Source organism: Phyllobacterium sp. K27 (genome assembly GCF_054796155.1).
The window spans coordinates 2363138-2377222 of sequence record NZ_CM139240.1 but is presented as its reverse complement, the minus strand read 5'-3'; the positions used below and the strand labels follow the sequence as shown (position 1 = coordinate 2377222).

Below are 14085 nucleotides of genomic sequence, written 5' to 3'. Positions count from 1 at the left end.
CAGTTGATGAATCGCCTGAGATTATTTCTGGCCGCTGTCATACTCTCCATGATTTCCGCTTTCCCGGTACTGGCACAGCAAATTGCGCCCATGCATTTGCCCGTCGACCCTGTTGCTCTGACCATCAATACTGCCAAGGGCGATGTGCCTTTCAGCGTTGAAATTGCTGATAACGAGGAAGAGCGTCAGCGCGGATTGATGTTCCGTACTGACCTGAAAGACAACAGCGCGATGCTGTTCGTTTTCGATCAAGTCAGATTGATCTCCATGTGGATGGAGAACACACCATCGGCCTTGGATATGCTGTTTCTTGACCAAAATGGACGCATTGCGGCAATCCATCAAAACGCCGTTCCGTTTTCGCGCGATGTGATCTCTTCCGGCGGCCCGGTAAAATTTGTTGTTGAGGTAAAGGCTGGAACGGTACAGCGTCTCGGTTTAAGAGTTGGCGATAAGGTGCGGCATCCCGCAATTGAAGCCAAATAACGGACAGAAAAAATGCATTTTTTTGAAAATGACGGGTTAAAACTTGCCTATGTTGATGAGGGCGAGGGTGAGCCAGTCCTGCTTATCCACGGCTTTGCTTCTTCGTCATTGTACAACTGGATTCAGCCCGGCTGGATTTCCACATTGACGGCGGCGGGATACCGGACAATCGCTATAGACAATCGCGGTCATGGCGATTCTGACAAGCCACATGATAAATCGGTCTATACACCAACCCGCATGGCAGGAGACACCGCTGCACTGCTGGATCATCTGGGAATAAAATCGGCGCATGTGATGGGCTATTCCATGGGAGCACGCATCAGTGCGTTTCTTGCTCTGGAACATCCGGATCGTGTGCATGATCTCGTGTTTGGTGGACTTGGTATCGGTATGGTCGAAGGCGCGGGAGACTGGTCGCCCATAGCTGAGGCGCTTCTGGCAGACGACGCTGACGCGATTACACATCCGCGCGGCAAGATGTTTCGGATGTTCGCCGACAAGACCAGGAGCGACAAGATTGCGCTGGCAGCTTGCGTTATTACCTCGAAAGAAGAAATCAGTGCGGAAAACATGGCGCGCATCAAGCAGCCAACGCTTGTTGCTGTGGGCACCAAAGACGATATTGGTGGCAGTGCGCAGAAGCTTGCAGCGCTAATGCCGCACGGCGAAGCGATTGATATTCCAAATCGCGACCATATGCTGGCGGTCGGTGACAAGGTTTTCAAAGAGGCCGTGCTGGAGTTTTTGAAGCGTCATCCCATTGCTGGTTGATCTTGGAAACGATCTCCTTCCTTGAAGAAAATGGACCATGGGCCTAGCCATGATGTTTGCCGGTGATGGCGATCATCAGGCATTTAAATGCTTTCTTCAAATTTCTTGCGCTTTCGGCACTGGATTTTGAGGTGTCAAGAAACCACTTTTGCCTTATAATCCGTCGTAGAGTATAAAATTCGGCTGAATGCCTGGAGCTAGAAAATGTCAGCAAGTGTTCCGATGAAGATGGCTGGATCGATCAAGCAGATCGATCCGATCTGGCATGCTATCCGTGCTGAAGCAGAAGAGGTTGTCCGCAATGAGCCACTGCTCGCGACATTTCTTTACACCACTATCTTGAATCATCAGTCGCTGGAACAGGCGGTCATACATCGTATTTCCCAGCGGCTCGACCATCCGGATGTCGAGTCGGAACTGTTGCGCCAGACATTCACCGCCATGTTGGAAGCCAATCCATCATGGTCGCAGATTTTGCGAGTGGACATACAGGCAGTCTATGACCGTGATCCTGCATGCACGCGGTTTCTGGAGCCGATCCTTTATTTCAAGGGATTTCAGGCGATCCAGACTCATCGTCTCGCCCACTGGCTATGGCATGAGGGCCGTCATGATTTTGCGCTTTATTTACAAAGCCGCTCATCGTCTGTTTTCCAGACTGATATTCATCCGGCAGTTCCCATGGGGCAGGGCGTATTTTTCGACCATGCGACGGGCATTGTTGTTGGCATGACGGCTGTTATTGAAGACAATGTATCAATTCTGCAGGGTGTTACCCTTGGCGGTACTGGAAAAGAAACAGGCGACCGTCATCCAAAAATCCGAAATGGCGTTCTGATCGGCGCCGGAGCAAAAATTCTTGGCAATATCGAGATCGGTCATTGTTCAAAAGTGGCGTCCGGTTCGGTTGTTCTAAAACCTGTGCCGCACAATGTGACTGTGGCTGGCGTGCCTGCTCGTATTGTCGGAGAAGCCGGTTGCTCGGAGCCATCGCGTGCCATGGACCAACTCATTACTAACTTCGAATAAGTCGTTTCTTTATCACCAACGATTGAAGGCAGCCCTTTACAGGGCGCCATGCCACATGGCAAACCGCTCTGACTCGACGAATTGACAGGAGATTTTAGGTGAAACCCGAAGAACTGAAAAAACTGGACAGCTATTTCAAGCGGACGTTCCGCAATCCAGAGCTGACAGTGAAAGCCCGACCTCGGAAAGATGATTCCGCAGAGCTTTATCTGGGCGACGAGTTTCTCGGCCTAGTCTACAAGGATGAAGACGAGGGCGAATTGTCTTACAATTTCTCCATGGCGATCCTTGAGATGGATCTTTAACTTCGATTATTTGAGTGGCGCCTTGGCGTCACTCCGCACTTTTAATGTGCTCACGCGCAAACTCCGCAATTTTCTTCTCCAGAAGTTTCCAGTCTTCAAGCGTTTCCCGTGGAAACCGATAGGTTAGCTGCAAATCGTTTCCGACGAAAATGTCGCTTTGGCATGAGGCAAGATTATCCACCGATGACGGCGCATCGAGACAGCGCACGACAAAGGGGCTTTTTACGCCGTGCTCCGGTGAAACCAGCAATTCCTCATTAACGAACCCGCTGTCAGTTCTGAAGCGATAAACGGTCAGATTGGCTGGTCCCGATATTCCGGGGCCTTCCGTCAGTGGCGTATAGACCGGGCCATATCGTCCCGACATATCCTGCGACCCTTGTCTGGCTTCAAAGGTCAGGAAAAGCAGTCTTTTACCGCTTGTCACCCCGTTGAAATCATCTTTGAATTCGGGTGAATAGCCCAGCATTTCCGGCCAGCGCAGATAAAGATCAATGCGCTCTGCTATGCCATCGCGACGCTGCCTATCAAAACGGATCATGTTTGCTGGAATCTGGAGCACATCATTGCCGATGACAATTTCCTGCATGGAACCGTCTTCCGTATGACCGCCAAGCGAAATCACATGTCCGAGAAAAGAGCCGGCAATAGCCAGACATAGCGACGCGCCACCAAGTGCGGCCAAGCAATAAAGGGCCTTTCGCACGAGAAAGCTTACCGAAACTGCCTCAATCTTTTGTGTGGTTGCCTGCATGAGCTTGCCTGAAGGAGATTTCTCGCAGGCAATGTAACTGCTTATGTGCTGATTTATGGTTAATCGAATATCAATAAGCCCGAGCAGTTTTGATTCTGGAGGACTCCAATGCCGATCTATACCCTTAATGGCCATGCACCGCAGTTCGAAGACCGAAAATCAAACTGGATGGCGCCTGACGCAACGATTGTCGGCAAAGTGTTCCTGGGGGAAAATGCCGGAATCTGGTTCGGGGCGGTATTGCGCGGGGACAATGAACTCATTCACGTTGGTCGCAATACGAATGTGCAGGAGCACACGATCATGCATACCGATATGGGATATCCGCTGACGATCGGCGATGGATGCACCATAGGACATCGTGCCATGCTGCATGGCTGCACGATCGGAGAAAACACGCTCATTGGTATCGGAGCAATCATTCTTAATGGTGCCAAAATCGGCAAGAACTCGTTGGTGGGTGCAGGGGCTTTAGTCACCGAGCGTAAGGAGTTTCCAGACAATTCCCTGATTGTTGGCTCTCCAGCCAAAGTGGTCCGCACGCTGGATGAGGCTGCGGTAGAACAGTTAAAGCTTTCTGCCGCTCACTATGTCGAGAACGGCAGGCGCTTTGGAAGCGGTCTGAAGATGGAATAGGCGAGATGCCAGTTCTGCGACGGCATCCAGTAAAGCCTATTGCTCAATACTGCCGACCAAAACCTGACGGTCATCATTGATCGAAACCCATGCGCCGCTATTCCTGGTGGACTGGCGCTTGAGGTAGTCATAATTCGTTTCATTCCAAGGCTTTATGCGGGATTCGAGATTATCGAGGATGTAATCGCCCTGACTGGTACGCACGGTCAGTACGGCATGACCCTCGCCATTCATCTGACGAACGACTGTGATCAATAGATTGCTGAGAGGAATGCCGCTCTCATTGAGCAGCTTGCGCTTGAGCAAAACATAGTCTTCGCAGTCACCAACCGTCGCCGGATAGGACCAGACTTCAGCTTTGCCCCAGATATCCATGTCTGTCTCAGGTTTGACCTGAGCATTGACCTGACTATTGACCTGAACCATGAGGTTCCATGTTTTTGACGTCAGGCTGAGCGGCGTATCATTATTGCTTTTGATACTGCATTCGCTTCGATAGGTCTGACAGAATTCATAATGGCCGATCGGCTGCGAGGTGCGACCGCCGGTCTTCATGATCATGCCTGTCTCAGCATAGGCAGCGATGCACATTAAAAAGAATGCAGCGCCAAGTAGAATTGTCTTTTTTATCATTACCGTCGTCTCCCCGGTTGAGGCGACAATGGCAGAGAGAGTTTGATTGAGCGGAAATCTTGTGGAGTAAATCCAACGCAAATAAGTAGTAAAAAATAAAGGAATTGGACAATTACTATGTATTAATGATTATTATAACTCGGTTAAACAAAGTATTGTTTTGATTAGTTACGAGAATATTAGAATTAAATATCGGTTTATGCAAATAAGTCATTATTTCCATTGTCTTAACGCGAACAAGAAATTTGCCGGATAATTGCCGTGATCCCGTGGCAATCCCGACAAAAATATTTCAGCTCCATGAAGAAAAATGCAAACGGAAAGGTTGTTAGATCGCCGGGCGTCCTCATGGATTCATGATGGTGATCTATCCTTTGTTCAGGGACGGGGTATCGGTTTCGCGCGTGTTTTAATTGGAATTGAAGATTTTCCGCCGTCCAGCAATTGCAGATGGCCAGCATTGTTGCCGATAATTGTATGGATAGCGCCTTTCGCGCCTTGTGATAGCCGCGATCCTCCAGGGTGGTGACTTCGACTTGTATCCAACGTCGTTATTGATCGTATGCGGCTTTCGACAATAGAATCGGATTCAAGCCAGAATGGTTGTCCAAAGGCGACGATCATGCCGATCAGAAACCCGTCATGCACTTCGCTGGCCAGCGGCAACAGGGTGAACTCAAACAGCGCGGCGCGCTTGCGTGCACTTATGCCTTCGGCATTTATTGTCACAGGACTTTTCCGGGATATGGAGTTGGCAATCAAACGCGAAATGCTGCGACGATCCTGTGCCTGCCAAAGCAGTTCGAAAGATGAGTCTTTCAGTTCGCGGCCATGAATCGAGCAAATCCGGGTGCCAGCAAGCCGGAACTTTGCCTCCGCATCGCGGCTGGCTCGCAAAATGAATATGTCTGGCAGCTGGCGGGCAATAGCAGCCGGCGATATTTCGCTACGTTCAGGAGCGGCGCGGCTCCCGCGCAATTGCTCCCAATAAGCGATAAGCTCGTTTGATTTTCCATGCTGCATAAGGTTTGGTCTGTCTGTCCGATCAGGATGTGATGGACTGTGTCACCGACCGCATGGCAAGGCCATGTTTGATATGCTTATGTCCACCGCAGTGGGTTGTTAGGGTTAACAGGTAGTTTACGTTGAGGCGCATCAACGAATATGAGACAACGGCTTAGGAGATTTCATGCCTGACCTTAAATTTAAAGCCGCCCGCCACCGGGCGGCCTTTTTCTGTTTGAGGTGGCTGACTTATCCTTGGCGCAGTATTCGAAAGTCGTTAGCTTGCCGGAATGGAAATGAGGCCAATAGAATAATGACCGAACCAGAAAACACGCGGAACAGATCATCGGGAGGAGAGCCGATGTTCAACATTCCGGGTATCATCCTCACAGCCATCGGCATTTGTATCGCTTTATTCGTGTATCAGACCTACATTTTGAGTGGCGGACAAGCTGTCGAGTTTCTTTGGAACTACGCTTTTATTCCCGCACGCTTCTCACAGTTTGGAGGCGGGGGTTCCGTGCTGGCATGGTTCACCACGATCTCGTACTCATTCATGCATGGAAGTGTGGCCCATATCGCCTTGAACATGATCTGGCTTGCAGCATTCGGATCACCGCTGGCGGCACGTATCGGTCCTTTGCGCTCGGCACTCTTTTGGATTGCCACGTCCGTCGCTGCCGCGCTAACGCATTATGCGATTTACCCGGACAGCATGGCACCACTCGTTGGAGCATCAGGTGCTGTTTCCGGTATGATGGGTGCTGCCGCCCGGTTTGGCTTTCGCCGCTCGACATCACGCAATTCGGCAGCCTTTGTTGGTGAAATACTGCCTATCGCCGTCGCGTTGCGTATGCGCATGGTTCTCACATTTCTAGGAGTCTGGTTCGTCACCAATATTGCAACTGGACTTTTGTCGTTGGGGGTAGAAGGCTCGGCATCAATTGCCTGGGAGGCCCACATAGGCGGATTTGTCATCGGATTCTTCGGGATATCGCTATTCGACCGGCGCAATACCTGATATTATTAATCAGCGGGTGAAAATAAAATTTCTATTATAATCAATAATTAACGGTGATTTTTACAAAATCGAGATTAACAAATTTTCTTTTGCGAAGGTGGCCCTTCAAGTGCCGTACGCAATTGCAATGCACTTGTAATAGGTGCAACATATGAGCACGATGAGTTGGATTGCTGAAGGCATCTGGGAGATGTGGCAATCAAGCAGTCAAGGAGGATGCGCATGACAGTCAGATTGATTCTTGAACGCAAGGGTTATGACGTTTTCAGCACCACGCCTGATGTCTCACTAGCGGATGCAATCACGATTTTGACGAAGCATAAAATCGGTGCGCTTGTCGTTTGCGATGAGAACAAGGCTATCAAGGGTATCTTGTCCGAACGCGATGTGGTTCGCGCCATTGCGGCCGAGGGCGCCGATGCTTTGTGGAAGCCGATTTCAGAAACAATGACCATGAAGGTCAAAGTCTGCAGTGAAAGTCACACAATCAATCAGGTCATGGAAACGATGACTCAAGGCCGTTTCCGCCATTTGCCGGTTGAAAAGGATGGCCAACTGTATGGCATCGTATCGATTGGTGACGTCGTTAAACTGCGTATTGAAGAAGTTGAACGCGAGTCACAGGAAATTCGCAGCTATATAGCGACGGCTTAGAAAACCAGCTTTTGCATGCGCTCTAGCTCGCCGAGGCGGACCATCGTCTCTTCATAGCCGCTTCGGATCGCTTCATCTGCGCGATGAAACTCTGCGAGCCCGATATTGCCGACTTTTGGCAGCAATGCGATATCCGGCGGATCACCTGCCATGCGTGCACGTGAAATCCGGTCCTGAATGATATTGAATGATTCCATCATCACGCCTGTAATACCGAGACGCTTCGAATAGGCCGGTCGCCGTGAGCCGGGATTCTCGACATCACCCGCATGAGGGTGCGGCGCTTCAGCAGCATGTTTTATGACAGCAGCACGACCAAACTGATCATAATGCAGATTGACCGCCACGACCAATGGCTGTTCATAAGACCGGCACACGGCAACGGGAACTGGATTGACCAGAGCGCCATCAACCAGAAGGCGTCCATTGCATTCGACAGGCTCGAATACACCGGGCAGGGCGTAGGACGCCCGCATCGAGGTGATGAGGCTGCCACGGGTCAACCAGATCTCATGACCTGTATTGATTTCCGTACAGACTGCAATAAATCGCTTGGGCAGGTCTTCGATGGCTAGTTCTTCGAGATGGTCGCGCAACCGGCGGTCCAGCTTCATGCCGCCGAACAGCCCATTTCCGCCAAAACGCAGATCAAGCAGGCTGAAAATGCCGCGTTTGGTGAGGCTTCGAGCAAACTCCTCTAGCTGATCAAGTTTTCCGCCGAGATAACAGCCACCAACGAGCGCCCCAATTGAAGTTCCGGCAATCATCGATATTTCAATGCCCGCTTCATCGAGCGCACGAAGCACGCCAATATGCGCCCAACCGCGCGCCGCACCACCACCCAGAGCAAGCGCTATGGGTGTTTTGCTTTGAACGGGCCTTTCGGGTGCCGCGTTTTTCTCATCAGAACCATTGCTGATGCCGATCGATTCCGCCGCACGCGTCCGGCGCGATGCCCATTCGAGCATGGCTTGAACTCCTAGAGTCGTGGACTTGCATTCAAACTCGATTGTGGTAACCAAAACCTGAATATTGCATGAATAACAGTTCTTGGTTGACCAATGAAACTTGACTACTAACGTAGAAAACGGCGGATGCGAGGCATTGCGTTATCTACAACTTCATGACCAGCGACGGTTTTCCATCATGCGCAACAATGTTGCGATAAAAACATGACCTGCGGCCAGTGTGACATGTCGGTCCATCGCCTGCTACCTTGACCTTCAGCCACAGGGCATCCTGATCGCAATCGGTACCCAACTCGACAACAGTTTGCAGATTGCCAGAGGTTTCCCCCTTCTTCCACAGCGACTGGCGTGATCGCGACCAGTAATGGGCGATTCCCGTTTCAATCGTCAGTTGCAAAGCTTGCGCATTCATATGCGCGACCATCAGAAGTTCGCCGTCCCGCGCATCCGTTACAACAGCCGTTATCAACCCCGCAGCATCAAACCGCGGGGTGAATATATTGCCTTCTTCGACGTCATGATCATGAGTGGTGGGACGAGGCAAGGACGCTTCTGACATTTTTCCTCAACGGCCCCTGACCATGGTCATGAAACGAACCTGATCATTGACCTCATTCTTGAACGATCCAGTAAATGTCGTCGTGGTCGTCAATGAACCCGACTTGCGGATGCCGCGCATTGCCATACACATGTGCTCGGCCTCAATCATGACGGCAACACCGCGCGGGCGCAGAGAACTCTGTATCGCGCCGGCAATTTGGGCTGTCATGCTTTCCTGCGTTTGCAGGCGGTGCGCGAAAATATCAACAACGCGCGCAATCTTCGAAAGCCCGACAACTTTTTCACCATCAGGCAGATAGGCGATATGTGCCTTGCCAATGATGGGAACCATGTGGTGTTCGCAATGCGAAAAGAAGGGAATATCCTGGATGAGGACCATATCCTCGTAGCCGGCTATTTCTTCGAAAGTTCGTCCCAGCACGTCGGCCGGGTCGAGTGCGTAGCCTGAGAACAGTTCCCTGTATGATTTGACGACACGTTCAGGCGTATCAAGTAACCCTTCACGGTCGGGATTCTCACCAGCCCAGAGAAGCAGGGTACGCACCGCTGCTTCCGCTTCTTCCTGAGTTGGACGGCGAATATTATTCTGCTTTGCGGTTACCGACTGCAAATTCTTCACTACCGCATCCATCGCGATCTCCCGTAGTCGCCCTCAAAGGAGCGACGAGTTAAACGGCAATACACGATAATCGTTCCTTTTCAAGAAACGGACGATGTATTGGGGCATCAGTGGATCAATCATCCACCCGATAGGCATACATCTCCTCGCAAAATGAATCCATGCGACTTTATGAGTGCCTGCTCTCATACTATATAGGGAGTCTATTGGGAATTCATAGAGCATCAACGGCGCGTTGTGACGCCTTTGGGATGAACACTATGTCAAGATTGGCAAATCATGATCAATGACGTTTATAATACGCGAATTCTGGAGTTTGCTGGCAATATTCAACGTCTGGGGCGTCTGGATGCTCCTGATGCAACTGCCAAGGCTCATTCAAAGCTGTGCGGTTCAACTGTAATTGTCGATCTTAAAGTCAAAAACGGTGTTGTTTCCGATTTTGCTCATGATGTGAAAGCATGCGCTCTTGGACAAGCCTCGTCGTCCATCATGGCGCGGCACGTGATCGGTGCGAGCGCTGAAGAACTCCGTGCCTTGCGCTTGACAATGTTACGCATGCTCAAAGAAAACGGTGCACCTCCGGAAGGGCGTTTTGAGGACCTGAAATTTCTGGAACCGGTGCGCGACTATAAAGCGCGTCATAACTCCACAATGCTGACCTTCGATGCGGTCGTCGATTGCCTCGATCAGATTGACAGAAAAAACGCAGAAGCCGCTGCTTGACGGGATGTGCAGTGACCCAACACATAAGCATCCGGTAAAGTACTCCCGCAATTGGGGCGGGCCGTGGCGTAAAACACCAGGACGTTTGCTGGGAACGGGGCTCGTGCGGTTCTACCAATTAACCCTATCAGGATTTATCGGGAATTCCTGCCGACATTTACCGACATGCTCGGAATACGCCTATGAAGCGATTGCACGGCATGGGTTCTGGGCAGGTGGCTGGATGGGGCTATTTCGCTTTGCGCGTTGTGGTCCGGGCGGAACCAAGGGATTGGACCCGGTGCCCGTCGTGCTCAATGAGCATTTCGTCTGGTATCTGCCCTGGCGATACTGGAGCATAGCCGCCAAAGAAAAAGGCCGCCCGTGACGCATCGTTCATCGTTCTATTACTTAAATCATAGAGTTTAGTGCAGAAGGTTATCGCAGATAAGGACCTCGCTCAAAGCACAAGTTTCGCGGAGGCTAAATGGAAAGATCGCTTCATAGAGGAGGGTGGCTATATGGATTGCTATTTGGTCTTGCCCTTAATGGGTCGCTATTCTTTCCTCAGCCAAGTTTTGGTCAATCCAATACGTCAGAAGTCGGCCCAATAACCAAGCCAATTGGGATTCTTAAAATGCGGTACTGGCGTATTCCAGTTAACGGGAACAATACGGACAAACCAATATTTTTAGACGCCACTACTTTCCAGCCGGTTGGCGTGGGACCATTTCCTCTAGTAATAATTAATCATGGCGGAGCGGTCGATGCTCCCAGCAATGCCCCTTGGGATTATCGCCCAGAAGCGGCGATCAAATGGTTCGTTTCGAAAGGTTTTTCAGTCGCCATTCCTATTCGGCGAGGATATGGACGTTCGGAAGGAGCGCGTGTGAGTATTGGGAATTGCTCCTCTCCAGCCTATATTGACGGCGGAAAGGAAATTGCCAGGGATATAATCAGTGCGGTAGATTATTTTCGGCAACAGTCGTTCATCTTAGCAGATCGTATTGTTCTGATCGGTCATTCACTCGGTGGGGCTGGATCCCTTGCAGCGGCGAGCAGGCATCCTGAAGGCGTCAGAGGTGTGATAGCATTTGGACCGGGAGCTGGAAGAATGAGGCAGGGTAAGATTTGCCGGGCGGACTTACTAGAAAGCGCGTTCAGGGAGTTTGGCGCTACTAACGACCTACCGACCATCTGGATTTATGCCGAGAACGATAAATATTTTGGACCGAAACTCGCACAACACCTATTCAGGGCCTATGTTCAAAAGAAAACTCCCATACAAGAATTGGAAATTTTACCGCCCAGCGGGGATGACGGACACGATTTGTTTCTTCGTAACGACGGACCTGTTATATGGGCCCCGATCGTAGAAAAGTTTCTCAAACGCATTTTGCACTAATTGAACTTGGCCTTGGTTGTCATCGTCTCTGTACATCACAAGAATAAAAGGCCGCCCGTAAGCGACCTTTTATTCTTGTTGTCATGCCCTATCAGGCCGCTTCGGGCTTACGAGAAAACTGCGTTACATTGGCTGTATCGTCGTCGAGCTTCAAACCACCGGCTTTCAGCAGCGATGTGAAACGGCCATTCCGGCGTGCCAGATCATCAAAGCTACCAGATTCAACGACTTCGCCCTGATCCATAAACAATACGAGGTCGGCATCACGGACAGTCGAAAGGCGGTGCGCGATGATGAACGTTGTGCGGTTCTGACAAAGCTTGTCGACCGCGACCTTGACCCGGGCTTCTGTCTCTACGTCAAGAGCGCTTGTTGCTTCATCGAGAACAAGAATAGGCGCGTCCTTGAGAATAGCGCGAGCGATCGCTACACGCTGACGTTCACCGCCGGACAATTGCGAACCGCGCTCACCCACAACAGTGCCATAGCCAGCTGACTTCGACAGGATGAAATCGCTTGCATCGGCAGCTTCCGCAGCAGCGAAAACATCTTCATTGGTCGCTTTGGGACGACCAACGCGGATATTGTCCTCAATCGAGCGATTGAACATGCCCGCGTCTTGAAAGACGGTGGCGATGGCATTGCGCAACGAGCGGCGGCTGATCGTACGCGTGTCAATATCATCGACAAGGATACGGCCTTCCTTTGGATCGTAAACGCGCTGCAACAGATTGATCAGCGTTGTCTTACCTGCACCTGTCGGTCCGACAATAGCAATGGTTTCGCCGGCTTTTGCCTTGAAGCTTACATTTTTCAGGCCCTGCTTGGAGTTCGGGAATTCAAATGAAACATTCTCGAATTCCACATCACCTGTGACATTGTCGATATCATGCGCGGATTTCGACTCGACAGCATAGGCAGCCGATTCCTCCATCGCATAGAAATCTTCAAGCTTGGCGCGAGCAGCGAAAATCTGATTCACAAAGGCACTGAGCTGATCGAGGCGGCCAATAAGCAGGCCGGCAAACCCTGTGAAAGCAACAACCTGACCGACATTCATCTCATCGCGCATAACGAAGTAAGAACCCAATAGCAGGACAACGATCATGGAAATCGTGGACGCCATACGGTTGATGCCCGCAGCAAGCGCCCACCAGTTCAAGACCGGATACTGGGAGTCCAGCAGATTCTTTGTATAAGTCTGCAAAGCACGGGTTTCTTCTTCAACGCGATTATAGCTCTGCAATACCGAAATATTGCTCATCGAGTCGCTGACATGGCTGAATGCTGTGATGTGATGACGTTCAACCTGGGCCTGACCATCTTTGGTCTTGCTGGTAACAACACGCACAACCATCATGTAGACCACGCCGAGCACAACTAGCACAGAAGTCAAACGCCAATCCTGGCTGAGTGCGAGCGGGAAGAGCAACACCAAGCCAACCGCGGTGGCCAAATGCGTCCGCATAAACTCAAGCCACAGGCCGAACAGAGTTTCGACTGCACGCAGCAATGTGTGCAGCGCATTTGATGTGCCGCGCTGATGATGCCAGGCAAGCGGCATGCTGATAACGCGATTATAGGATTCGGTAAGCACGGCAAGCTTGCGGCGATGGGCCAGCCGATCGGCCTCGCGAGACACCAGAACATTGGCACCGATGTGGAACAAGCCTACTGCAGCCAGTTGGCTGAGCGGGGGAATGATGGCTGTTTTTGTTGCGATGGCCTGAATCACCCGACCGGCAAGCCATGGTTCTACGATCATGCTTGCAGCGAGTGCAATATTGGCGATGCATATAAACATCGTCGCACGCTTTTCAGCGCCGAGATATTGGAGCGATCTCCAATAAATGTTTAATAATGACACTTTGCCACTCCGATTGCTTGGTTCGCCACTTGCGCGTAGAAATGACACTGCATCAGACTCTTGTGCACCGCAATATTCAATGCTTTAAAGTCTTGATTGTTCCACGTCGTAGACAGGAACATTTTTCTACGGCTCGTAACGTCCCGTGATGAGTCAACTTACTGAGATCGCAAATTAATCCAGCCGAACTGAATGTAACATGAACGCAATATTACTGGTCGCAGCCGGAGGAGCCATTGGCTCGGTTCTAAGGTATCTCACCGGCCTTGCGATGACGCGTCTGCTCGGTGCAGCGTTTCCTTATGGCACATTGGCGGTGAATGTGATCGGCGGGTTGCTGATGGGTGTCTTCATAGAGGTGCTGGCACGGCGTTTTGAGGGATCGACTGAGCTTCGTTTATTCGTCGCAATCGGAATTCTGGGCGGCTTCACAACCTTTTCATCGTTTTCACTCGACGTGGTGATGCTTTGGCAGCGCGGCGAGACTGTGAATGCTGCATTTTACGTGCTGGCGAGTGTCATATTGAGTATTAGCGCCGTGTTTTTAGGATTATGGCTCGCAAGAACGGTCGCATAGTGCTAAGCGCTGCCGACAAGACCTTTATTCCTTATAAATAATCATTCGATGCGATTTTCCGCGTTTATACGCTTGAAGACACGCCG

Annotated in this window: 18 protein-coding genes; 11 read left to right on the top strand and 7 right to left on the bottom strand. The window is 50.9% G+C overall.

Going from position 1 to position 14085, the window contains the following annotated elements:
• Positions 1-6: 6 nt before the first annotated feature.
• From ACYJL1_RS11575 to ACYJL1_RS11560, 4 genes are all read left to right on the top strand, one after another.
• Complete coding sequence (locus tag ACYJL1_RS11575; protein ID WP_460895547.1) at positions 7-486, top strand: DUF192 domain-containing protein; 480 nt, start codon at positions 7-9, stop codon at positions 484-486.
• 12 nt (positions 487-498) lie between these two features.
• Positions 499-1260: an alpha/beta fold hydrolase gene (locus tag ACYJL1_RS11570; RefSeq protein WP_460895546.1), complete on the top strand. Its 762-nt coding sequence runs from the start codon at positions 499-501 to the stop codon at positions 1258-1260.
• Positions 1261-1464: 204 nt separating this feature from the next.
• Complete coding sequence (cysE, locus tag ACYJL1_RS11565; RefSeq protein WP_460895545.1) at positions 1465-2289, top strand: serine O-acetyltransferase; 825 nt, start codon at positions 1465-1467, stop codon at positions 2287-2289.
• A gap of 98 nt (positions 2290-2387) precedes the next feature.
• A complete protein-coding gene (locus ACYJL1_RS11560; RefSeq protein WP_460895544.1) occupies positions 2388-2594 on the top strand; it encodes a DUF3126 family protein in 207 nt (68 codons plus the stop codon).
• A gap of 28 nt (positions 2595-2622) precedes the next feature.
• Here ACYJL1_RS11560 and ACYJL1_RS11555 read toward each other — a convergent pair whose 3' ends face one another.
• Positions 2623-3348: a hypothetical protein gene (locus ACYJL1_RS11555; RefSeq protein WP_460895543.1), complete on the bottom strand. Its 726-nt coding sequence runs from the start codon at positions 3346-3348 to the stop codon at positions 2623-2625.
• A 108-nt stretch (positions 3349-3456) separates the two neighbouring features.
• On the opposite strand from ACYJL1_RS11555, the gene ACYJL1_RS11550 reads away from it, so the two are divergent.
• The gene (locus tag ACYJL1_RS11550) at positions 3457-3984 is read left to right on the top strand and encodes a gamma carbonic anhydrase family protein (RefSeq protein ID WP_460895542.1); all 528 of its coding nucleotides are present in this window, start codon (positions 3457-3459) and stop codon (positions 3982-3984) included.
• Between the two features lie 36 nt (positions 3985-4020).
• On the opposite strand, the gene ACYJL1_RS11545 is transcribed toward ACYJL1_RS11550, so the two are convergent.
• Positions 4021-4617 carry a transglutaminase-like cysteine peptidase gene (locus ACYJL1_RS11545; protein WP_460895541.1) on the bottom strand — a complete coding sequence of 199 codons (597 nt, stop codon included), beginning with the start codon at positions 4615-4617 and terminating at the stop codon, positions 4021-4023.
• A 378-nt stretch (positions 4618-4995) separates the two neighbouring features.
• On the bottom strand, positions 4996-5640 hold the full coding sequence (locus tag ACYJL1_RS11540; protein WP_460895540.1) for a PAS domain-containing protein: 645 nt from the start codon (positions 5638-5640) through the stop codon (positions 4996-4998).
• Between the two features lie 295 nt (positions 5641-5935).
• Between ACYJL1_RS11540 and ACYJL1_RS11535 the strand changes: the two genes are divergently transcribed.
• The gene (locus ACYJL1_RS11535; RefSeq protein ID WP_460895539.1) at positions 5936-6643 is read left to right on the top strand and encodes a rhomboid family intramembrane serine protease; all 708 of its coding nucleotides are present in this window, start codon (positions 5936-5938) and stop codon (positions 6641-6643) included.
• 222 nt (positions 6644-6865) lie between these two features.
• Positions 6866-7297, top strand: a complete 432-nt coding sequence (locus ACYJL1_RS11530; protein ID WP_460895538.1) for a CBS domain-containing protein — start codon at positions 6866-6868, stop codon at positions 7295-7297.
• Here ACYJL1_RS11530 and ACYJL1_RS11525 read toward each other — a convergent pair.
• The 3 genes from ACYJL1_RS11525 to folE all read right to left on the bottom strand — a co-directional run bounded on the left by ACYJL1_RS11525 (position 7294) and on the right by folE (position 9457).
• Entirely contained in the window at positions 7294-8265 is a 972-nt protein-coding gene (locus ACYJL1_RS11525) for a patatin family protein (RefSeq protein ID WP_460895537.1), read from the bottom strand. The two genes, ACYJL1_RS11530 and ACYJL1_RS11525, sit on opposite strands and share 4 nt — an antisense overlap.
• 145 nt (positions 8266-8410) lie before the next feature.
• Positions 8411-8824: a phosphoribosyl-AMP cyclohydrolase gene (gene hisI / locus ACYJL1_RS11520; RefSeq protein ID WP_460895536.1), complete on the bottom strand. Its 414-nt coding sequence runs from the start codon at positions 8822-8824 to the stop codon at positions 8411-8413.
• 6 nt (positions 8825-8830) lie between these two features.
• Complete coding sequence (folE, locus tag ACYJL1_RS11515; protein ID WP_460895535.1) at positions 8831-9457, bottom strand: GTP cyclohydrolase I FolE; 627 nt, start codon at positions 9455-9457, stop codon at positions 8831-8833.
• A gap of 267 nt (positions 9458-9724) precedes the next feature.
• On the opposite strand from folE, the gene ACYJL1_RS11510 reads away from it, so the two are divergent.
• The 3 genes from ACYJL1_RS11510 (at position 9725) to ACYJL1_RS11500 (ending at position 11555) form a co-directional block, all read left to right on the top strand.
• Positions 9725-10171, top strand: a complete 447-nt coding sequence (locus tag ACYJL1_RS11510; RefSeq protein ID WP_460895534.1) for an iron-sulfur cluster assembly scaffold protein — start codon at positions 9725-9727, stop codon at positions 10169-10171.
• A gap of 4 nt (positions 10172-10175) precedes the next feature.
• On the top strand, positions 10176-10538 hold the full coding sequence (gene yidD / locus ACYJL1_RS11505; RefSeq protein ID WP_460898022.1) for a membrane protein insertion efficiency factor YidD: 363 nt from the start codon (positions 10176-10178) through the stop codon (positions 10536-10538).
• A gap of 99 nt (positions 10539-10637) precedes the next feature.
• On the top strand, positions 10638-11555 hold the full coding sequence (locus ACYJL1_RS11500; protein WP_460895533.1) for an alpha/beta hydrolase family protein: 918 nt from the start codon (positions 10638-10640) through the stop codon (positions 11553-11555).
• Positions 11556-11646: 91 nt separating this feature from the next.
• Here ACYJL1_RS11500 and ACYJL1_RS11495 read toward each other — a convergent pair whose 3' ends face one another.
• Complete coding sequence (locus ACYJL1_RS11495; protein ID WP_460895532.1) at positions 11647-13422, bottom strand: glucan ABC transporter ATP-binding protein/ permease; 1776 nt, start codon at positions 13420-13422, stop codon at positions 11647-11649.
• 199 nt (positions 13423-13621) lie between these two features.
• Here ACYJL1_RS11495 and crcB point away from each other — a divergent pair, with 199 nt between their 5' ends.
• Positions 13622-13999, top strand: a complete 378-nt coding sequence (crcB, locus tag ACYJL1_RS11490) for a fluoride efflux transporter CrcB (RefSeq protein WP_460895531.1) — start codon at positions 13622-13624, stop codon at positions 13997-13999.
• The last annotated feature ends 86 nt before the right edge of the window (positions 14000-14085 follow it).